The organism is Thiocapsa sp., from assembly GCF_022340925.1.
In the GTDB taxonomy this organism is placed as follows: Bacteria; Pseudomonadota; Gammaproteobacteria; order Chromatiales; family Chromatiaceae; genus Thiocapsa.
This window is the reverse complement of the sequence record NZ_JAJDNA010000102.1, coordinates 1-18,068: the sequence shown is the minus strand read 5'-3', so window position 1 is coordinate 18,068 and position 18,068 is coordinate 1. Positions and strand designations below refer to the sequence as shown.

Genomic DNA, 18,068 nt, shown 5'->3' with positions numbered 1-18,068 from the left:
ACTCGCTCGCCGCCGCCCGCCAACCGGCGCACGCCGGCTGAGCTATTTCTTGCGCGCAGAGACCTCTGTCGCCTCCTGGTGACCGGCCGGTCCGCCCGAAGCACCACTGGCCGCGCTCGCCAGCATCTTCTGGAACATGTCCCACGAAGCCATGGTCCCGGACACGTAGGGCTGAAACAATTTGATCGGATCGTAACCCTCGGCGCCCGAGGCCAAGCGTTCGCGGATATCCTCCATTAGCTGACGCTGAAAGCCTTCGACATCCGGCAGACCAAAGAGCTTACGCACCTCATCGGGTGTGATATCGACGTCAACACTGATCTTCATGACGATCTCCCTGAGGCGCGGCATAGCGCCCCGGCTGCATCAGAATCGGAGCCCGGCTGACCGGTTGGAGGGACCGCATAGGCCAGCGCTCCCTGAGGAAATGGGATTCATGTCCATCCTGGCCATCATCGGCCCGCGTTCCGAGCGGTGCGACCCCCCGAAGGCTTCGTGTCCGTTCAGGCACTGAGGTCCTTGAACATGCCGGGACCTCCTGCCCCGGGCGGGAAACGCTGCATACGTCCAGCGTTTCGCTAATGGCGACTCAATCGCGGAACGGCATCGGTCGGGGCTGGATCCTCGACCGCCATCGTGCGACGCACGCGACGCCCCACCAGGAGACAGGCACGCTCGAAGGCACGGCCTGCCTCGCGCGCGTTCCACTCCCACTCCGATGGATGCGCGGTCGCGGGGAACTGCCAATGTCCGGTCGTGAGCACGCTGCCGATCCGTACCTCCAGGGTCCAATCATGCCAGACGGTCTCGGGCTGATCGTCCTCGACGAACTCCTGCTCGGCAAGCCGGATATAGTTCCCGGCCCGATCCTCCATCGACACCAGATTGGAGAGCAGGAGCGAGTCATCGACACAACTGCCCCACCCGGTGTGGACCGCGGACGCCGTGCCCATCAACGAGTGGATGAGAAGCGCCGGGGTCAGCGTCAAGGTCAAGGGGGTCTCCCAATCGGGCTCGGCGGCGTCGTTCTCGGTTGTCATCGAAGGTCGTTGCGGTCGACTTGTTCGCGGCTCGCGCTGGGCGTGTGATAAGCCGCAGTCTATAGTTCTCGTCCATGACAGGGCAATCCCAGTCCGGATCTTGCCCGCACCCGCGAAACATCCACATGTCCGTCCTCCTCGATCTCAGCATTTTCCCATTGGACCAGGGTGTCAGCATGAGCCGTTTCGTTGCCCCTGTCGTCGCGATGATCCGGGACAGCGGCCACCCCTACCGGCTCTCGCCGATGGGAACGACCGTCGAGACTGCCACGCTACCCGATGCCCTCGAGATCATCGCCCGGGCCCAGGCGATCCTGGAGGGGCTGGGCTGCGAGCGCGTCTATGCAACGGCGAAGTTCGATATTCGACAGGGTCCGGTCGGCCGACTCTCCGCAAAGATCGAGGCCGTGCGTGGGCGAATCGGCTAGGCCGAGTTTTCTCGACGCTGTGATCCGGTTATCGTGTGGGGATTGCCGCGCCGCTGGATGCCGATGATGAAGGTCGCGATCTTTTCCGACGTACAAGCCAATCTGCCGGCGATGGAGGTCGCCGTCGAGCAGATCCTCGATTGGGACCCCGACCTCGTCGTGATGGACGGTGATCTCGTCAACCGTGGACCCAGCAGCCTCGATTGCCTCGAGCTTTTCGAGACGCTCCGCAGATCCCGCGGATGGCTCCCGGTCAAAGGCAATCACGAGGCGTGGATACTGCGTTGCGGTCGCGAGCCCCCGCGCACGGAGCTCGAGGCCGACATGCGTCGCTTCGCGGACTGGACCCATCGGCAGGTTCGTGAGCGCATTTCGGCGCTCGAAGGCTGGCCGGACCATCTCTGTTTCCATGGCAGCCATGACGCAAGCTGGGTTCATGTCACCCATGGGACCATGGCGGGCAATCGCCACGGCATCACCGCCAGCGCTCCGGACGAGGCTATCCGGGGCCAGCTCCCGGCGGATGTCGCGCTGTTCGTGACTGCTCATACCCATCGGCCGCTTCAGCGCGAGCTGGATGGCATCCCCATCCTGAACGTCGGATCGGTCGGCTCGCCCTTCGACGGTGACCCGCGCGGTAGCTATGCGCGACTCCAGGAAAGGCGTGGGCGCTGGGAATGGGAGATCGTCCGGTTTGAGTATGACCGCGGACGTGCCGAGCGGCACTTTCGGGATTCGGGCTTCATCGAGGAAGGCGGCCCCCTGGCGCGCATCCTCTTCGAGGAGTGGCGCCAGGCGCGTCTCCTGATGCCTCACTGGCGCCGAGGCTTCGAGGCGGCCGTCCTCGCGGGCGAACGCGAGCTGGGTCCTTCCGTCGATGCCTTCCTGAGGAAGTCGGGTCAGGGCTGAGCGCAGCGAGGAACCCGACTCAGGTGGCGCCCGCGGATCGCGCATGCGTCCGAGCGCAACCCTCCGACTCGGCACGCGGAGTCCCCGTCGCCCGCATCCGGAGATGTCCAGCGATGAGGCGCCCCCCGGGGGCGAGCCCGGACAGGGGAAGCGGCCGAGGCCAATCGGGGCACGGTGGAGGCCGCGGCTTCCCTCCGATGAGTACCATCACCGGGACGTTTCGGCGCTCAGGGCGAAGACCAAAGCTCCCGCCCCGATGAGGCCCCAAAAGACCATGGCGACCCAGGCGTTGGCAGCAAGCGCCTCGACCCCATAGATGGCGCTGGCAAGGATCAGAAAGAGGACAGCCGTCACGAGACTCAGGATCAAAGGGATCATGGTTGTTTCCTTTCCACGACAATGTTAAACAGCATATTAGCGTTTGCTAACGTTTATGCAAGTCGCAGTGACCCGCGATCCGACCCTGAGCCGAGCCGTCGGACGCGCCTGTAACAGATTGAAACTACTTGGCACATGAAGCCGCATCAGGACGTGCGCCCAAATCCGATCGTTTGTGTCGGACACAGGGCGCAAACGATGACAATTTGAAACAAGATGTAACGAGGCAACAAACAGCACCCGCGGGAGCATCGGATGAGTGACTCGGATCGCCTTTACCGCTTCCTCTTCGAGAACACCGGAATTCGCGGGAATCTGGTTCACCTCGATGCAACCTGGCGCGCCGTCTTGAGCGCGCACCCCTACCCGGAGGCGGTGCGCGAGCCACTCGGCGAGGCCATGGCCGCCGTGACTCTGCTTGCGGCCACCATCAAGTTTCAGGGTTCCCTGATCCTGCAGGCACAGGGGAGCGGACCGATTCGCACGCTGGTGGCGCAAACGACAGACGAGCACAAGGTGCGCGCACTCGCCCGGTGGGAAGGTGATGTGCCGTCCGCCGGGACTCTCCCGGCGCGGTTCGGCGCTGGCCACCTTGCGCTCACCATCGAGCGGCGCGGCGCCGCGCCTTACCAAGGGATCGTGCCGCTGGAGGGACCCGACCTCTCGGCTGCGATCGAGCACTATTTCAGCGATTCGGAGCAGCTCCCGACACGGCTTTGGCTCACCGCGCGCGAGGAACGGGCCGCCGGCCTGCTGCTGCAGCGCCTTCCGGGTGACGGACTCAGCGACGAAGATTGGGAGCGGGTCGGGATGCTGGCCGGCACACTCACCCGCGAGGAGCTCGCCGGTCGCTCCAGCAGCGACCTTCTGCACCGACTCTTCAACGAGGAATCGGTCCGCCTCTTCGAGCCCGAGCCGGTCGCCTTTCGTTGCGGCTGCTCGCGCACTCGAATCGAGGAGACACTCAAGCTCCTCGGGGCGGACGAGGTTCACGACATCATCACCGAGCAAGGGGCCGTCACGGTCACCTGCGAGTTCTGCAACCGGACTTATCGATTCGATCCCGTGGACACCATGCAGATCTTCGCCGAACATAGCCGCCACGCGTCGCCCTCTTCACAGCACTGACTCGATCGAACCGCCTGGTCCTCGAGCCCGCCCCTCCGCGCTCGAGGCCACGGCCTCGGCGACTCGACCGCCGGCGCTCCAAACCGACCGAATGCCGCCGTCCGTCCCGTTCCAGCGAGGCCGCCGATGCTGAGCCAGATTCAACCCGTGCTTGGACTGTGCCTGATCATCGGTTCGGCCTGGGTCTTGAGCGAGCGGCGAGGCGCGGTAGCTCCCCGCCTGATCCTGGCCGGGCTGGCCCTGCAATTCCTCCTCGCCCTCGTCCTCCTCAGGCTGCCCCTCGCCCAGTCGGTGTTTCTGTCGCTCAACCAGCTGGTTGTGGCAATTCAGCGCGCCACCCGCGCCGGTACAGAGCTGGTCTTCGGTTTTCTCGGCGGCGGCGCCGCACCCTTCGAGGTGCCGTACCCGCAGAACAGCTTCGTGCTCGCCTTTCAGGCGCTCCCACTGATCCTGGTGATGAGTGCCCTGTCCGCGCTGCTCTTTCATTGGCGCGTGCTACCCCTGCTGGTCCGAGCGTTCGCCTGGCTGCTGCGGCACACCATGGGGACCGGCGGGGCGCTCGGACTCGGGGCCGCGGCCAACGTCTTCGTCGGCATGACCGAGGCACCCTTGTTGATCCGGCCCTACCTGGCCGGACTCTCGCGGGCGGCGCTCTTTGCGCTCATGACCTGCGGCATGGCCACCGTAGCCGGGACCGTCATGGTCCTCTATGCCGGTATCCTCGCGGATTCCGTGCCCGACGCGATGGGACATATCCTCACAGCGTCGCTGATCAGCGCCCCGGCGGCCTTGATGCTCGCCGGTATCCTGGTCCCCGAGGACGACGGCGAGACGGGTCGGGCCCTCATCGCGATCACGAGCAATTCGCGCAGCAGCATGGACGCCATCACCCGGGGCACGCTCGACGCCATTCCGCTGTGGCTCAACATCGTCGCGATGTTGATCGTCATGGTCGCCCTGGTGAGTCTGACCAACCAACTCCTCGGGTTGCTGCCGCTGATCGCGGGCGAGCCGTTGAGCGCGCAGCGCATACTCGGTTGGATCATGTCTCCGGTCGTCTGGTCGATCGGAATCCCCTGGTCGGAGGCCCAGGTGGCAGGCTCGCTGATGGGCGTCAAGACGGTGCTCAACGAGCTGCTCGCCTACTTGGAACTCGCCCGCATGTCGGGCACACAGCTCACCGATCGCAGTCGTCTGATCCTGACCTACGCCCTCTGCGGATTCGCCAACCTCGGCAGCCTCGGCATCATGATCGGCGGGCTCGGGGCCATGGTGCCGCAGCGGCGCGACGAGATCGTCTCACTCGGAATGAAGTCCATCCTCGCGGGCACGATGGCCACTCTGATGACCGGCGCGGTCGTCGCCCTGGTTCTATAGGGACGTGGCGTGAATGGCCATCCTGGCTAAAGATCAGGCGGGAGCGAAACATGCGGTTTCCCGGTTCCCCCATTCTCAAGTGCTTGGGCGCTTGAACATGGCGGGGCTTCCCGGCCCAGACAGGAAACACCGAACACGCCAGCGCTGACCTAAAGCGTTTCCGTAGCGCGCCCGATCCGGCTCACGACCTGCCTTTCGCAATCCGGGGCGCGGGCTCAGCTCTTGAGCCACCCAGCGCGCTAGCATCGATCCCTCCGCATCGCTGAGGTCACCGTCATGTCCCACCCGCGACCCTCCAATGAACATGCCTCCGGCGCTTGTCTCGACGAGGCAATCCTCGGCAGCCCTTTCGTCATCCAGCGAAGCCGCCTGGCTGGATTCTGCCACCACGAGGCGCTGGCGCTCTGGCCGGCCCTGCGGACAGGCACGGCGCTGACCCTGGCCGCGGAACGGCACAACCCCCATGATGCCGAGGCCGTGGCCATCCACTGGCGCGGCCACAAGCTGGGGTATCTGCCCCGCTGGGAAAACCTGGTCGTTGCCCGCCTGCTTGCAAGGCGGCGCCGCTTGAGTGCGCGCATCCGTCGTCTGATCCCGCACGCCGATCACGATCAGCGCGTGGAGCTGGAGATCCTCATGCATTGAGGCCGATCGCAAAGGCTGGCGTGTTCCCCCTTGACCCCGGACGGGTGCCGTCGCCGGGCTACCTCGCAGGGTCTGCAAGACCGTTCGCGGCCCCTGGCACATCTGGCCGGGACGACCGACAATGGACCCCTGACGCGGGCTGTATGGACTGGATCATGGCCGATGAGATCAGCGGACACTGCTGGAATTGTGGACATGGACTGACTAAGCTCGACTATGGGCGTGAGCTGGGTTGCCTCGCGTGCGGCAAACCGACCCACTGCTGCCGCAACTGCCGCCATTACGCCCCCGGACGACCAAATGAGTGCCGGGAACCCATGGTCGATCGCGTCGTTGTGAAGGAGCAGGCCAACTTCTGCGACTGGTTTCAACCCCTGCTCCGAGCCGGGACGCCGCCAGCCTCGGCAGATGACCAGATGGCGCTGAGACGTGCCGCCGAAGACCTGTTCAAGTGAGCGAACGATCGGCATCGACGCCCACTCGGCCGGTTGCGAGGTCGCACGCGGCGCCTTGAGCCTGAAAATGGCGATTGGCCGCGGCGTCGGCTTGTGCAGAGAGGTTGCTAGAATCAGTATCCTGGATTGCCGATCCCTCACCTCACAGGTGACGCCGCGACGACCCCCCAGGTGCAGAGCCGATGATCATGCGAAGCGCCCGCGATGCGGCCACCCATTCCGTTCACAGAACCCTCGTCGCCGCCGCACTCGCCCTGTCGGCGGCCGTCAACGCGTGCGCATCGGAACAAGACATGACCCTTGAGCGTCATCGACTCGTGGAGAAGATCGAGGCCGAGGTCCGGATGACCTCGCGGGAGCTCGGCTTCGACCGGCTGGAGCCCGTGGTAGCGGAGGCCATGCGCCAGGTCCCTCGCCACGCATTCGTGCCGAGTGCGCAGCGGGCACTCGCCTATGCCAACCATCCCTTGCCGATCGGCAACGGACAGACCATCTCCCAACCCTACATCGTCGCCATCATGAGCCAGCTGCTCGGCGTCGGGCCCGGTGATCGCGTCTTTGAGCTCGGCACTGGATCCGGCTATCAGGCTGCGGTGCTGGCCGCCATGGGCGTCGAGGTCTATTCGGTCGAGATCGTTCCCGCCCTGGCGGAGCGCGCGATCGCAAACCTGGCCGCGGCCGGCTACCCGCAGGTCCGGGTGCGCGCCGGAGACGGCTGGCTCGGGTGGCCGGAGGCCGCGCCGTTCGACGGCATCATCCTCACCGCCGCCGCGCCCGAGATTCCGGAGCGTCTCGTCGGCCAACTCAGGCCCGGTGGCCGGCTGGTGATGCCGGTTGGCGGCGTCGACAGCATTCAGCAGCTTGCGGTCTTCGACAAGGGCGAGGATGGCAGTCTGCGCCGTCGTGACCTCCTTCCGGTGCGTTTCGTGCCTGTGACAGGCCCACTGGGCGACTGAGGCAAGCGATCGACGATCTCTCTAGACGCGCGGACAAGGCCCCGGGGGGCGCCCGACCGCCGAGCGATCCCGGCGACGAGGCGATACTGGAGTCGCTCGTCCGTGCCCTGAGGCGCCAGGCTCAGGCAGCCGGACATCGGGCAACCCTTTTGCTCAGCGGCGACCCGCGCTGGACCGCGGCGTGCGCTCACCGGACCGTTGACGCACTCCCGGGGCTGACCCCGACCTGGCTCACGGAGCGGCAGCTCGCCCAGGGCGCCCTGCCGCTGTCGGCGGCCAGCAGACTCCTCGGCGCTGACCTCGACCTCCTCCTCTACGATGCCCATAGCGGATTCGAGCCGGATGGTTTCGGTGCAGCGACCGGTGCGATTCGCGGCGGCGGTCTCCTGGTCCTCTTGACCCCCGCCCTGGCCGACTGGCCTCATCGGTCCGACCCGCAGGCCAACCGGATTGCGGTCTGGCCCCATTCGGCAGGGTCACTCGGTGGCCGATTCCTGGGCCGACTGGCAACCGTTCTGGTCGACGCTCGCGGGCTGGCCCATCTCGCCCAAGGGCAGGTGGAGACACTCCGGGCGACGCAAGTGTTCATGTCCGAGGCCGCGCGTCTCAACCCGCTGGCGAACGACACCGATCGAACCACGGAGCGTCCCGACCCGACGCAGCCCGCCACGCTGGACCAGGCTCGCGCCATCGCCACCATCCTGGGGGTCGCGCGCGGCCGCGCGCGCCGCCCCCTCGTCATCCGGGCGCACCGCGGGCGTGGCAAGAGCGCGGCGCTCGGACTGGCTGCCGGCCGACTGCTGCACGTCGCCCCGCTGCGCATCCTGGTGACCGCGCCGCGGCGCTCCGCGGTCGAGTCGGTCTTCAAACACGCGGGTGCGGTTCTGACCGCTCCGGACTCGACTGCCGTGTCCCGGTGCAGCCCAAGCCAGGTGGGGGGGATGGACCGACCCGCCCAGTGGGGCGGCGAAGGACCCCTCACCTTCCGATCCCCGGCAGAGCTCGCTGCGGATAGACCGCCAGCCGATCTCCTGCTGATCGACGAGGCCGCCGGCATCCCCGCCCCGCTGCTCGAGGCCCTGCTCCTCCACTACCCGCGCGTGGTCTTTGCGACCACGGTGCACGGCTACGAGGGAACGGGACGCGGTTTCGACGTGCGGTTCCGCGCCACCCTGGACCGACTCGCCCCCGACTGGCGCGCCCTATCCCTCGACACGCCGATCCGCTGGGCCCCAGACGACCCCCTGGAGGATCTGACCTTCCGCGCCCTGCTCCTCGACGCCGCCCCCGCGACAGAGGAGTACCTGGCCGGGGCCGACCTGGCCCACACCCCCTGTGAGCGTCTCGACCGAGACACCCTTGCCCGAGACGAAACGGCCATTCGCGAGTTATTCGGCCTGCTGGTCCTGGCGCATTACCAGACCCGCCCCATGGATCTGCGCATGCTGCTCGATGGCTTGAATGTCCGGGTGTATGCCCTGCGACTGGGCGGGCACATCGCAGCCGCACTGGTTGCCGCCGAGGAAGGCGGTTTCACGGACCCCGACCTGCGCGAGGCCATCTTCATGGGGCGCCGGCGTCCGCGCGGCCACCTTCTCCCGCAGACCCTTTCGAGCCATGCCGGGCTCGCGGAGGCGACCGAGCTCCGGTACCTGCGGGTGATTCGCATCGCCGTCCACCCCGCCCTCGCGCGACGAGGAATCGGCCGCCGGCTGCTTCGCCGCCTCGAGCGGGATGGTCGCGCGGAAGGACTGGATCTACTGGGTGCAAGCTTCGGCGCGACCCCCGGCCTCGTGCATTTCTGGGATCGGTGCGGCTTCCGGGCGGCCCAGATCGGCACCAGCCGCAACGCCGCGAGCGGGGAGCACGCACTCGTCATGCTCTGCCCGCTGAACCGACGCGGCCAGCGATTCGCGGCCAAGGCGGAGGCTCGGCTTGAGTCACGACTCCCGATCCTCCTCGCCGGTCCGCTGCGCGGGCTCGATCCAATGACCGCCACCGCGCTCGCCGCAGCTATGCGCGACGCTCCGGGGCCATCACCGGACCCATCCGAGCAAGCGCTGCAGGAGCACGAGCTCGGCGGGTTCGTCCACGGACATCGTTCGCTTGACGCCAGCTTGCCGCTTCTGGCCGATCTGATCCGCCGCCGACTGGGGCCCTGCTTGCGGGCCCGGACAATCGATGCCCAAGGCGCCGCCCTGTTGATCGCAGCCGCCCGCCAGCTGCGTCCAACCGCCGAGCTGGTTAAACTCTGTCGGGCAGCGGGCCGCGACGAGGTCGTTGCCTGGCTGCGTCAGGCGGCCGCGCAGCTCCGCCAGCCATGACCAAACCACCAGTGCGCTCCGCCGGTGTCATCCCGATCCGTCGTTTCGGATCGGAAACCCGTTTTTTGATCCTGCGCTGCTACGCGTATTGGGACTTCCCGAAAGGAGAGACGAGCCCCGGCGAGTCACCCTTGGAAACGGCACGCCGCGAGGTAGCCGAGGAGACCGGACTCACCGAGCTCGCCTTCCGTTGGGGGGAGTCGTTCGTCGAGACATCGCCTTACGGTCGCGGGAAGGTCGCGCGCTATTATCTGGCCGAATCACCGCGTGGCGATGTGCGCCTGGCAATCAACCCGGATCTGGGGTTTCCCGAGCACCAGGAGTTCCGCTGGGTGACCTATCAACAGGGCCGGATACTGCTGAACGACCGGGTACGAGAGGTCCTGGAGTGGGCACAGCAGCGCATCGCCGAATCGCCCGAGCACCCGGACCCCGTCCCGTCAACCGATCAATAGAGAACGACTGACCATGTCGATCGAGCCCGAACCCGATGCATCCGATGCCATGCTGACCCCGGCCGAGGCGCGCGTCCTCGGCTGCCTGATGGAAAAGCAGCGCACCACGCCGGAGCAGTACCCGCTGACGCTAAATGGCCTCGTCAGCGCCTGCAACCAGAAAAGTGCCCGACATCCCGTGATGAGCATGACTCCCGGCGAGGTCGGGCACGTCGTCAACCGACTGCGCGACCGCGGTCTGATTCACGCCAGCTTCTCGGGACGGACCGAGCGCTACGACCATAAGATGGTCGGCACCTTTTTGATCAGCCGGGAAGAACAGGCGCTCCTGTGCGCCCTGATGCTGCGCGGTCCCCAGACGATCGGTGAGCTGCGAACCAACACCGGCCGGCTTGCCGGATTCAGGGATCTCGAGCAGGTTACCGAGACCCTCCACGGCATGATCAAGCGGGAGCGACCGCTTGTCGTCGAGCTCCCCCGCCAGCCAGGCAAACGCGAGGAGCGTTACGCGCATCTCCTGTGTGGTCGCCCCCGGTTCGAGGAAATGGCGGATTCGGGGCCGGCCCCGGCAGGCGAGCCGATCCGCGATGCCCGCATCGAGGCACTGGAGGCGGAGGTCGCCGGGCTTCGCGCGGAGATCGACCGCCTGTGGTCGCTGACCGGACTCGCGGAACGGCGCTGACTGGACGGCCCGGCTCGCCGCTCGGGTACAACACCCTTCGAATCGGCTCGGTGCCGAGAGGGCGTCAGGTGAAGAGGGTGAGGACCCCCGTATACCCGTAGAGGCGGTCGCGCGAGATCTCGCCGTTGGCGTAGAAGCCGACGACCGGGACATCGCCGAGGGCCGCCTGGATCTGCCTGAGCTCGGCCGAGTCCGGACCGAAGAGGTTCACGCCGCGCCCCAGACAGGAGATGTAGATCCCGCCCCGTGGCGGTCCGGACAGCCGGCCCTTGATGCCCTGCAGCATGCGCGCGAGATCCTCCCGCGCCGTGTCGGCGTCGCGCCGGCAGAACATGAGCTCCCCGCCGGGCTCCACCAGGTCGCCGATCGCGACCAGGCCGTGACTGGGGTCGATCCCGACCAGGTTGCGCACCAGGTAGTCGCCCGTATCCGACGCCGGGATCGGCAGCCCGGCAAAGATGTAGCCGCCGAGCCGCGACAGGTCGCGCGCCAGGATCTCGCCGATGTCCCGCTTGAGCACATCCAGAGCCGGCTCGCCATCAAGCCGGATCAGGATGTTGCGCTGGGCGTCGCTGATCGCGTGGTGTGGCCCGATGGGCGAGCAGCCCTGGCTGAGTCGGGTCAGGATCCCGACCCGGCCGGAAAAGAGGACGCCCGAGAGGCCGCCCCGGGTGAGCCCGTTGGCAAGGGTCAGGGTGTCACCGCGCGAGCTCGCGAGGCCGCCCACCAGGAAACCCGCAGTGGTCCGTTGGGCGAGCTGTTGGATCAAATTTTCGGTCAGACCGTTGGACGGGTCGCCGTGGACGAGCCCGAGATGAGGCTCGTGCGTTTGGATCCAGTCGCCGTGAAGGGCATCGAAGTCGTCGAGATCCTCGACCAGACTCGGAAAGATCCGAAAATCATCGGGCGGCAGCTCGCCGAGCATCACTGCGATCGCGGGCTCGTCGTAATACTCGGCCCCGGTTGCACAGATCCCCATGCCGACGCTGCCGACCCATTGGCTGATTCCCGTGGCGTCGCGGAAGGCCTCGAGGACGTCGTCGAGCTCATCGGCGAGGCTGTCGGTGACATACAGGAACCCCAGCGTCGCCGCAGCGGGCACGCGCCCAAGCTGCGACAGGCACCGATCGGCGGCCTGTCGCCAATCGGGGGCCGCGGCATGTCCGAAGCGAAACGGGTCCATAGTGATGCACTTTTCCCGGGATGGAGTGTTGACGTCCGTCAGGCGATCTGCCCGACAACGGGGTGGCGCCGCCCACACCTGAGGTCCGTCATACCTCGGCCAGGTCGCCTTTCTCTTGGAGCCAGGCGCGCCGGTCGGACGCGCGCTTCTTGGCCAGCAGCATGTCGAGGAGGTTGTTGCTGTCGTCCTCGGCGTCAACCGTGAGCTGGACCAGGCGCCGGGTATCCGGATGGATCGTGGTCTCGCGCAGCTGCGCCGGGTTCATCTCTCCGAGGCCCTTGAAACGCTGGACGTTGACCTTGCCCTTGATCTTCTCCGCCTCGATGCGGTCCAGGATGCCACGCTTCTCGTCGTCGTCCAAGGCGTAGAAGACCTGCTTGCCCACATCGATCCGGTAGAGCGGCGGCATGGCCACGAACACATGCCCCTCAGCCACGAGGCGCCGGAAATGGCGCAAGAACAGCGCGCACAGCAGGGTTGCGATATGGGCGCCGTCGGAGTCGGCATCGGCGAGGATGCAGACCTTGCCGAAGCGCAGCCGGCTGAGATCATCGGATCCCGGATCCACACCGATTGCGACCGCGATGTCGTGGACCTCCTGCGAGCCAAGGACCTCGGCCGGATCGACCTCCCAGGTGTTGAGGATCTTGCCCCTCAGGGGAAGGATGGCCTGAAACTCCCGATCGCGCGCCTGCTTGGCAGAGCCCCCTGCAGAATCCCCTTCCACCAGAAAGAGCTCGCCGCGCTCGGGATCGGTCGTGGTGCAATCGGCGAGCTTGCCGGGCAGGGCCGGCCCCTGCGTGACCTTCTTGCGTGTGATGGTCCGCCCCGCACGCAGGCGCGCCTGGGCCGCACCGATCACCAACTCGGCGATCCGCTCGCCCTCGGCCACATGCTGATTGAGCCAGAGACTCAAGGCGTCCTTGACGACGCCCGAGACGAAAGCGGCGCACTCCCGCGAGGAGAGACGCTCCTTGGTCTGCCCGGAGAACTGCGGCTCGACCAGCTTCACCGAGAGGATGTAGCTGATCCGGCCCCAAACATCCTCCGGGGCCACCTTGACACCGCGCGGCAGCAGGTTGCGGAATTCACAGAACTCGCGCACCGCCTCGGTCAAACCCGTACGCAGGCCGTTGACATGGGTGCCGCCCTGTACGGTCGGGATGAGGTTGACATAGCTCTCGGCGACCGGCTCACCGCCCTCCGGCAGCCAGGCCAGTGCCCAACTGGCCGCCTCGTTGGTGCCCTTGAGGTCGCCGACAAAGAGCTGCGAGGGGATTGTCTCCGCCCCGCTCAGGGCCTGGACGAGATAGTCCTTCAGGCCGTCCTGATAGCACCAGACGTGCTCCTCCCCGCCCGTCTCGTCGCGCAACCGGACCTCGAGTCCCGGACAGAGGACGGCCTTGGCCCGCAGCAGGTGGATGAGCGGACGAATCGCCAGCCTGGGCGTGTCGAAATACTTGGGATCGGGCCAAAACCGCAGGCGCGTCCCCGTATTGCCGCGCCCCACCGTCCCGACCCGATCAAGATCACTCGCCTTGTCCCCGCTGGCGAAAGCCATGTGGTACTCGTGGCCGCCGCGTTTGACCCAGACCTCAAGACGTTGCGAGAGTGCGTTGACCACTGAGACACCGACGCCGTGCAGGCCGCCGGAGAAACGATAGTTGTCGCTGCTGAACTTGCCGCCCGCGTGCAGCTTGGTCAGGATGACCTCGACACCGGGAAGTCCCTCGTCGGGATGCAGGTCCACCGGCATGCCCCGTCCGTCGTCGCTGACCTCCAGTGAGCCGTCGGCGAAGAGCACCACATCGATCCGCCGGGCATGGCCGGCAAGCGCCTCGTCGACGCTGTTGTCGATGACCTCCTGGGCAAGGTGATTGGGACGGCTGGTATCGGTGTACATCCCCGGGCGTTTCCGCACCGGGTCGAGGCCGCTCAGGACCTCGATGGCTGAGGCATCGTAGTTGCCGGTCATGGACGCTTTCGATCGATCCTGTAGCGTGTTGGCAAAGGTCAGGCAAGGCCGGGACCGCAGGGCACCGCATCTCGCTCCCTCGCGGGGTCGGGCTACATCCTAGCGCGGGAGCCCGGTGCTGGCGAATCCCGGCGCCGGCCCCGGTTTGACCCTCGCCCCGAAGCTGGAGTAACGTATGACCCGTCACCGAATGGATTGGCCGCCGCGATGCACGGCTCTTGCCCCCGGTCGCCGCGTGGCGACTCCTCGCGATCGAGCCCGCTCGTCCTCGTCGTCGCACCCTCCCCCGGTGCCCGCAAAGCCCATGCGCGACGGGTTCAGCTGCCATTCCCGAGCGCCTAACCGCATGAAAAAACCCGCCGATCCCACCGCGCCATCCTTCGAGCAGGCCCTCACCGAGCTGGAGTCCATCGTCGACGCCCTGGAGAAGGGCGACATGAGCCTGGAGGAGTCGCTCACCGCGTTCGAGCGCGGCGTCGGCCTGACTCGAACCTGTCAAGAGGCGCTCGACGCGGCCGAGCAACGCGTGCGGGTCCTCACCGACGCGCGGCCAGAGGCCGAGCCGGAGCCCTTCACACCCGATGACTGAACCCAATCTGGACGCCTTCCGCGCGCGCTGCCAGCATCGCATCGAGGCCGCGCTCGACGAGCTGCTGCCGCCCGCCAGCGTGCAGCCGGCTCGGTTGCACGAGGCGATGCGCTACGCGGTCCTGGGCGGGGGCAAACGCATCCGCCCGCTCTTGGTTTATGGCGCCGGCGAGGCGCTTGGCGTCGATCCGGACCTGCTGGACCGGCCGGCCTGCGCGATCGAGTTTGTCCACGCCTATTCATTGATCCACGACGACCTCCCGGCGATGGATGACGACGACTTGCGCCGCGGGCGTCCCACCTGCCATCGCGCCTTCGACGAGGCGACGGCGATCCTTGCCGGCGATGCCCTGCAGACCCTCGCCTTCCAGGCGCTCGCCGAGGCGCCCGGACTCGCCTCCGAAAAGCGCATCGCCATGGTGGCGAGCCTGGCACGCGCCGCTGGCTCCCGGGGCATGGTCGGGGGACAAGCCCTCGATCTCGCCGCCGAGGGCACGGTGCAGGACGTGGCGATGCTCGAGCACATCCATATCCACAAGACAGGCGCTCTGATCCGAGCTGCGGTCCAGATGGGAATCCTCGCTCACGATGCACCGGACCCCGATCATGCCGAGCGGCTGGACCGCTATGCGAAGTGCGTCGGGCTCGCCTTTCAGATCCAGGACGATCTGCTCGACGTCGAGGGCGACACCAGCCTGATCGGAAAGACTGCGGGACGCGATCGGATCCTGGAGAAGGCGACCTACCCTGATCTGGTGGGCCTCGCCGAGGCAAAGGAGATGGCCGCCAATCTGATCGGCGAAGCATTGGAGAGCATCGAGGTCTTTTCGCGCGGGGCCGAGCCGCTCCGCTGGATCGCGGGCGCCCTGATCGGTCGCAAGCACTGACACACCCGCCCCCGGGTCTGCATCCGTTGGTCTTGTCCGCCTCAGCCCCAACCCTCTAGCGCTGTCAGAACAGCGGATCCATCGAGAGACGTCACATCATGGAGCAAGCGCTCGATCTCACCTGCTGCGCGACCCTCGACAGCACCGATATTGCTGACGTTCAGGGCAGCGCCGACTCCCGCCGGATCGCCATCGACAGGGTGGGTATCAAGGACATCCGCCACCCGGTGCGGGTGAGCGATCGCAGCGGCATTGAGCAGCACACGGTCGCCACCTTCAACATGTACGTCTACCTGCCGCACGACTTCAAGGGGACCCACATGTCACGCTTCGTGCAGATTCTGAACAATCACGAGCGCGAGATCGGAGTCGCCTCCTTCAAAGAGATGCTGACGGAGATGTCCGAGCGCCTGGAGTCCGAGGCCGGCCATATCGAGATGCGCTTCCCCTTTTTCGTCAACAAGAAGGCCCCCGTCACGAGGGTGGAGAGCCTGCTCGATTACGAGGTCACCTTCATCGGCGAGATCCGGCACAACCGGCCCAGCCTGGAGATCAAGGTCGTGGTTCCGGTCACCAGCCTCTGTCCCTGCTCCAAGAAGATCTCGGCCTACGGCGCCCACAATCAGCGCTCCCATGTGACGGTACAGGTGCGCACGCAGGGTTTCATCTGGATCGAAGATCTGATCGACCTGGTCGAGCAAGAGGCCTCCTCGGAGCTGTTCGGTCTGCTCAAACGCCCGGACGAGAAGTACGTGACCGAGCGGGCCTACGACAACCCCAAGTTCGTCGAGGACATGGTGCGTGACGTCGCCAAGCGCCTCAACGCGGACGAGCGCGTCAGCGCCTATGTGGTCGAGGCCGAGAACTTCGAATCGATCCACAACCACTCGGCCTACGCCCTGATCGAGCGCGACAAGGAGCGCGAGGCCCGCATCGCCGAGGCGACCCTCTGATCCTGCTGCTGCACGGCTTCACCGGCAACGCAACCGACTGGTTGAGGTGCTGCCCGCGCCTCGGCGGGCGGGCGCTGGCGATCGACCTCCCCGGGCACGGCGAAAACCTGTCGCCAGTGGGGTCCTTTCGCACGAGTCTCCGCGACATCCTCCAGGGACTGCCTGACGCGGTCGACCAGGTTGCCGGCTATTCCCTAGGCGGGCGATTCGCCATGGGGTTGATCGCGGCCAATCCGACCAGATTCAGCAGGGCCCTCATCGTCTCCGCCCATCCGGGGCTGACCGATCACGCAGAACGGGCGCGGCGCGCGGCGCTCGAGCGCGAATGGGTCGTACGCCTGCGCAGCGAGGGGATCGAGGCGTTCGTCCGGGCCTGGGAGGCACAACCCTTGTTCTCGACGCAGACTCGCCTGCCGGAGGCAGTCATGAAGGGACAACGCGCGCAACGCCTGCGACAGCGCGCCGAGGGCCTCGCACAGTCGCTGGAGCAACATGGGCTCGCGCGGATGCCGAGCCTGTGGGGACCCTTGGCGCGCTTCCCCGGGCAGCTGGACTGGATCGTCGGGTCCGCGGATCGGAAGTTCCTCGCAATCGCCCGGGAGGTGGCCCGCCGACGCGCTTCGACACGGCTGCGTATCTTGCCCGGAATCGGGCATAATCCCCTCCTGGAGTGCCCGGAGATCTTGGCCGAGTGCATTGACTAGACTGCGCGGAGCAGCCGGGCCAGGGTCGCCCAACCCGGCAAGAGCCCCTGAACCCGCAGCCCGCGGGACGCCCGAGGAGGCACGTATGCAACGAGCCGCGCCTGAGTCGAAGCCATCCACACCGACCCCCGGCACGGACCACGTCCGGTCGGAGGACGACAACCTGACCGTCTTGCTGGGCGAGTGGGGTTTCAAGGTCCTGTTCCGTTTCCTCGGTGCCGCGGCAACGCTCCTGAGCGCCCTGGCACCGGGTCAGCGGGAGCGCTCCTGAGTCGGTCGCCGACAGGCGGGCGGGACTTCGATCCGGCCGATGGCGGCGCCTCATCCAAGCCAATGGTGCTCAGGCAGTACCCCCGCGCCCAGAAATGCAGCCCCGTAAAGTTGCGCTTCTGGCCCAGGAACTGGCGACGGATGCGAATCGCCGACTCCCCCTTCAGAAACCCCACCGTGTTCGCCACGCTGAACTTCGGTGGAATGCTCAGGCACTGGTGGATGTGGTCCGGCATCGCGTGCCCTTCCACAATCTCAACCCCTGGCTGCTGACACAGCTCGCGCAGAACCGCTCCGATCTGCCTGCGCAACGACCCGCAGATCGACCGCCGACGATACTTCGGCGCGGATGTTCCCGACGCGGGTTCGGCTGCGGAAGAGGAGGCGCGAGATGAACAGGGCCCGATCCTGCGGCGAGGAGTAGACCGTGAGCCTGCCGCGCAGGCCGCGCGGCAGCCGTTGACTGGGCCAGACCGAGTGCATGTCCGGGTCGGAGAACCCCGCCGTGACGTCCTGACCGAACAGCTCGATATCGATATCCGGAGAGAACAACACAATGTTGTCGATCCGCAAGACGTCGCTGGGCTCCTTCCCGGCGGCGACGACCTCGGTGAACAGGTCGCGCACAGTGCTCATCAGAAGTGCGGTGCCGCGACTGTGCGAGAGCAGGTGAACCCCCTCGACCTCGGGCGTCGAGGTCAACAAGCGTATCATCTTTCGCGGATGTTTCT

Annotated in this window: 22 protein-coding genes; 15 read left to right on the top strand and 7 right to left on the bottom strand. The window is 66.6% G+C overall.

All coding sequences use genetic code 11. The features are described from left to right. Window positions 1-42: 42 nt before the first annotated feature. Entirely contained in the window at window positions 43-327 is a 285-nt protein-coding gene (locus LJE61_RS12570; protein WP_296909668.1) for a DUF6489 family protein, read from the bottom strand. A 251-nt stretch (window positions 328-578) separates the two neighbouring features. Beyond that, window positions 579-1,040 (bottom strand): hypothetical protein, encoded by a 462-nt coding sequence (locus LJE61_RS12565; RefSeq protein ID WP_296909666.1) that lies wholly within the window; start codon window positions 1,038-1,040, stop codon window positions 579-581. A gap of 125 nt (window positions 1,041-1,165) precedes the next feature. On the opposite strand from LJE61_RS12565, the gene LJE61_RS12560 reads away from it, so the two are divergent. Continuing rightward, window positions 1,166-1,468 (top strand): MTH1187 family thiamine-binding protein, encoded by a 303-nt coding sequence (locus tag LJE61_RS12560; RefSeq protein ID WP_296909664.1) that lies wholly within the window; start codon window positions 1,166-1,168, stop codon window positions 1,466-1,468. A gap of 66 nt (window positions 1,469-1,534) precedes the next feature. Further along, the gene (locus LJE61_RS12555) at window positions 1,535-2,377 is read left to right on the top strand and encodes a metallophosphoesterase family protein (RefSeq protein WP_296909692.1); all 843 of its coding nucleotides are present in this window, start codon (window positions 1,535-1,537) and stop codon (window positions 2,375-2,377) included. Between the two features lie 207 nt (window positions 2,378-2,584). Here the strand turns inward: LJE61_RS12555 and LJE61_RS12550 are convergent, their stop codons facing one another. Continuing rightward, entirely contained in the window at window positions 2,585-2,755 is a 171-nt protein-coding gene (locus LJE61_RS12550; protein ID WP_296909662.1) for a hypothetical protein, read from the bottom strand. Window positions 2,756-3,010: 255 nt separating this feature from the next. Between LJE61_RS12550 and hslO the strand changes: the two genes are divergently transcribed. The 8 genes from hslO to LJE61_RS12510 all read left to right on the top strand — a co-directional run bounded on the left by hslO (window position 3,011) and on the right by LJE61_RS12510 (window position 10,777). Further along, entirely contained in the window at window positions 3,011-3,883 is an 873-nt protein-coding gene (gene hslO, locus LJE61_RS12545) for an Hsp33 family molecular chaperone HslO (protein WP_296909661.1), read from the top strand. Window positions 3,884-4,009: 126 nt separating this feature from the next. Next, on the top strand, window positions 4,010-5,260 hold the full coding sequence (locus LJE61_RS12540) for a NupC/NupG family nucleoside CNT transporter (protein ID WP_296909659.1): 1,251 nt from the start codon (window positions 4,010-4,012) through the stop codon (window positions 5,258-5,260). Window positions 5,261-5,536: 276 nt separating this feature from the next. Next, complete coding sequence (locus tag LJE61_RS12535) at window positions 5,537-5,905, top strand: HIRAN domain-containing protein (protein WP_296909657.1); 369 nt, start codon at window positions 5,537-5,539, stop codon at window positions 5,903-5,905. A 155-nt stretch (window positions 5,906-6,060) separates the two neighbouring features. Then, window positions 6,061-6,360 (top strand): hypothetical protein, encoded by a 300-nt coding sequence (locus LJE61_RS12530; RefSeq protein WP_296909690.1) that lies wholly within the window; start codon window positions 6,061-6,063, stop codon window positions 6,358-6,360. A 182-nt stretch (window positions 6,361-6,542) separates the two neighbouring features. Then, on the top strand, window positions 6,543-7,316 hold the full coding sequence (locus tag LJE61_RS12525; RefSeq protein ID WP_296918529.1) for a protein-L-isoaspartate(D-aspartate) O-methyltransferase: 774 nt from the start codon (window positions 6,543-6,545) through the stop codon (window positions 7,314-7,316). Beyond that, window positions 7,313-9,640 carry a tRNA(Met) cytidine acetyltransferase TmcA gene (locus tag LJE61_RS12520; protein WP_519973029.1) on the top strand — a complete coding sequence of 776 codons (2,328 nt, stop codon included), beginning with the start codon at window positions 7,313-7,315 and terminating at the stop codon, window positions 9,638-9,640. The genes LJE61_RS12525 and LJE61_RS12520 overlap by 4 nt, the downstream gene beginning before the upstream one ends. After that, a complete protein-coding gene (locus LJE61_RS12515; protein WP_296909655.1) occupies window positions 9,637-10,095 on the top strand; it encodes a bis(5'-nucleosyl)-tetraphosphatase in 459 nt (152 codons plus the stop codon). Before LJE61_RS12520 ends, LJE61_RS12515 begins: the two co-directional genes overlap by 4 nt. 13 nt (window positions 10,096-10,108) lie before the next feature. Then, window positions 10,109-10,777 carry a YceH family protein gene (locus LJE61_RS12510; RefSeq protein WP_296909653.1) on the top strand — a complete coding sequence of 223 codons (669 nt, stop codon included), beginning with the start codon at window positions 10,109-10,111 and terminating at the stop codon, window positions 10,775-10,777. A gap of 64 nt (window positions 10,778-10,841) precedes the next feature. Here the strand turns inward: LJE61_RS12510 and LJE61_RS12505 are convergent, their stop codons facing one another. After that, the gene (locus tag LJE61_RS12505) at window positions 10,842-11,960 is read right to left on the bottom strand and encodes an FIST signal transduction protein (protein WP_296909651.1); all 1,119 of its coding nucleotides are present in this window, start codon (window positions 11,958-11,960) and stop codon (window positions 10,842-10,844) included. A gap of 88 nt (window positions 11,961-12,048) precedes the next feature. Further along, window positions 12,049-13,935, bottom strand: a complete 1,887-nt coding sequence (parE, locus tag LJE61_RS12500; protein ID WP_296909650.1) for a DNA topoisomerase IV subunit B — start codon at window positions 13,933-13,935, stop codon at window positions 12,049-12,051. 346 nt (window positions 13,936-14,281) lie between these two features. On the opposite strand from parE, the gene LJE61_RS12495 reads away from it, so the two are divergent. The 5 genes from LJE61_RS12495 to LJE61_RS12475 all read left to right on the top strand — a co-directional run bounded on the left by LJE61_RS12495 (window position 14,282) and on the right by LJE61_RS12475 (window position 17,338). After that, window positions 14,282-14,524: an exodeoxyribonuclease VII small subunit gene (locus LJE61_RS12495; RefSeq protein ID WP_296918527.1), complete on the top strand. Its 243-nt coding sequence runs from the start codon at window positions 14,282-14,284 to the stop codon at window positions 14,522-14,524. Beyond that, on the top strand, window positions 14,517-15,410 hold the full coding sequence (gene ispA / locus LJE61_RS12490) for a (2E,6E)-farnesyl diphosphate synthase (RefSeq protein WP_296918526.1): 894 nt from the start codon (window positions 14,517-14,519) through the stop codon (window positions 15,408-15,410). The genes LJE61_RS12495 and ispA overlap by 8 nt, the downstream gene beginning before the upstream one ends. A gap of 98 nt (window positions 15,411-15,508) precedes the next feature. After that, complete coding sequence (folE2, locus tag LJE61_RS12485; RefSeq protein ID WP_296918525.1) at window positions 15,509-16,363, top strand: GTP cyclohydrolase FolE2; 855 nt, start codon at window positions 15,509-15,511, stop codon at window positions 16,361-16,363. Further along, a complete protein-coding gene (locus LJE61_RS12480) occupies window positions 16,360-17,067 on the top strand; it encodes an alpha/beta fold hydrolase (protein WP_367114919.1) in 708 nt (235 codons plus the stop codon). Before folE2 ends, LJE61_RS12480 begins: the two co-directional genes overlap by 4 nt. 85 nt (window positions 17,068-17,152) lie before the next feature. After that, on the top strand, window positions 17,153-17,338 hold the full coding sequence (locus LJE61_RS12475; protein ID WP_296918554.1) for a hypothetical protein: 186 nt from the start codon (window positions 17,153-17,155) through the stop codon (window positions 17,336-17,338). Here LJE61_RS12475 and tnpA read toward each other — a convergent pair. Both tnpA and LJE61_RS12465 read right to left on the bottom strand, forming a co-directional pair. Further along, window positions 17,259-17,648 carry an IS200/IS605 family transposase gene (gene tnpA / locus LJE61_RS12470; RefSeq protein ID WP_296918524.1) on the bottom strand — a complete coding sequence of 130 codons (390 nt, stop codon included), beginning with the start codon at window positions 17,646-17,648 and terminating at the stop codon, window positions 17,259-17,261. The genes LJE61_RS12475 and tnpA overlap by 80 nt on opposite strands. Further along, the coding region (locus tag LJE61_RS12465) for an alpha/beta hydrolase (RefSeq protein WP_296918523.1) at window positions 17,593-18,068 on the bottom strand (476 nt) is incomplete at its 5' end. The genes LJE61_RS12465 and tnpA, both read right to left, overlap by 56 nt.

Bases quoted from the DNA above. Each gene is read 5' to 3' on its own strand.
- LJE61_RS12560 (WP_296909664.1), top strand. From the start codon at position 1,166: ATGTCCGTCCTCCTCGATCTCAGCATTTTCCCATTGGACCAGGGTGTC.
- LJE61_RS12495 (WP_296918527.1), top strand. From the start codon at position 14,282: ATGAAAAAACCCGCCGATCCCACCGCGCCATCCTTCGAGCAGGCCCTC.
- LJE61_RS12475 (WP_296918554.1), top strand. From the start codon at position 17,153: ATGCAACGAGCCGCGCCTGAGTCGAAGCCATCCACACCGACCCCCGGC.
- LJE61_RS12530 (WP_296909690.1), top strand. From the start codon at position 6,061: ATGGCCGATGAGATCAGCGGACACTGCTGGAATTGTGGACATGGACTG.
- parE (WP_296909650.1), bottom strand. From the start codon at position 13,935: ATGACCGGCAACTACGATGCCTCAGCCATCGAGGTCCTGAGCGGCCTC.
- LJE61_RS12515 (WP_296909655.1), top strand. From the start codon at position 9,637: ATGACCAAACCACCAGTGCGCTCCGCCGGTGTCATCCCGATCCGTCGT.
- hslO (WP_296909661.1), top strand. From the start codon at position 3,011: ATGAGTGACTCGGATCGCCTTTACCGCTTCCTCTTCGAGAACACCGGA.
- LJE61_RS12510 (WP_296909653.1), top strand. From the start codon at position 10,109: ATGTCGATCGAGCCCGAACCCGATGCATCCGATGCCATGCTGACCCCG.
- LJE61_RS12505 (WP_296909651.1), bottom strand. From the start codon at position 11,960: ATGGACCCGTTTCGCTTCGGACATGCCGCGGCCCCCGATTGGCGACAG.
- ispA (WP_296918526.1), top strand. From the start codon at position 14,517: ATGACTGAACCCAATCTGGACGCCTTCCGCGCGCGCTGCCAGCATCGC.
- LJE61_RS12555 (WP_296909692.1), top strand. From the start codon at position 1,535: ATGAAGGTCGCGATCTTTTCCGACGTACAAGCCAATCTGCCGGCGATG.
- folE2 (WP_296918525.1), top strand. From the start codon at position 15,509: ATGGAGCAAGCGCTCGATCTCACCTGCTGCGCGACCCTCGACAGCACC.
- LJE61_RS12570 (WP_296909668.1), bottom strand. From the start codon at position 327: ATGAAGATCAGTGTTGACGTCGATATCACACCCGATGAGGTGCGTAAG.
- LJE61_RS12540 (WP_296909659.1), top strand. From the start codon at position 4,010: ATGCTGAGCCAGATTCAACCCGTGCTTGGACTGTGCCTGATCATCGGT.
- LJE61_RS12535 (WP_296909657.1), top strand. From the start codon at position 5,537: ATGTCCCACCCGCGACCCTCCAATGAACATGCCTCCGGCGCTTGTCTC.
- LJE61_RS12525 (WP_296918529.1), top strand. From the start codon at position 6,543: ATGATCATGCGAAGCGCCCGCGATGCGGCCACCCATTCCGTTCACAGA.
- LJE61_RS12550 (WP_296909662.1), bottom strand. From the start codon at position 2,755: ATGATCCCTTTGATCCTGAGTCTCGTGACGGCTGTCCTCTTTCTGATC.
- LJE61_RS12565 (WP_296909666.1), bottom strand. From the start codon at position 1,040: ATGACAACCGAGAACGACGCCGCCGAGCCCGATTGGGAGACCCCCTTG.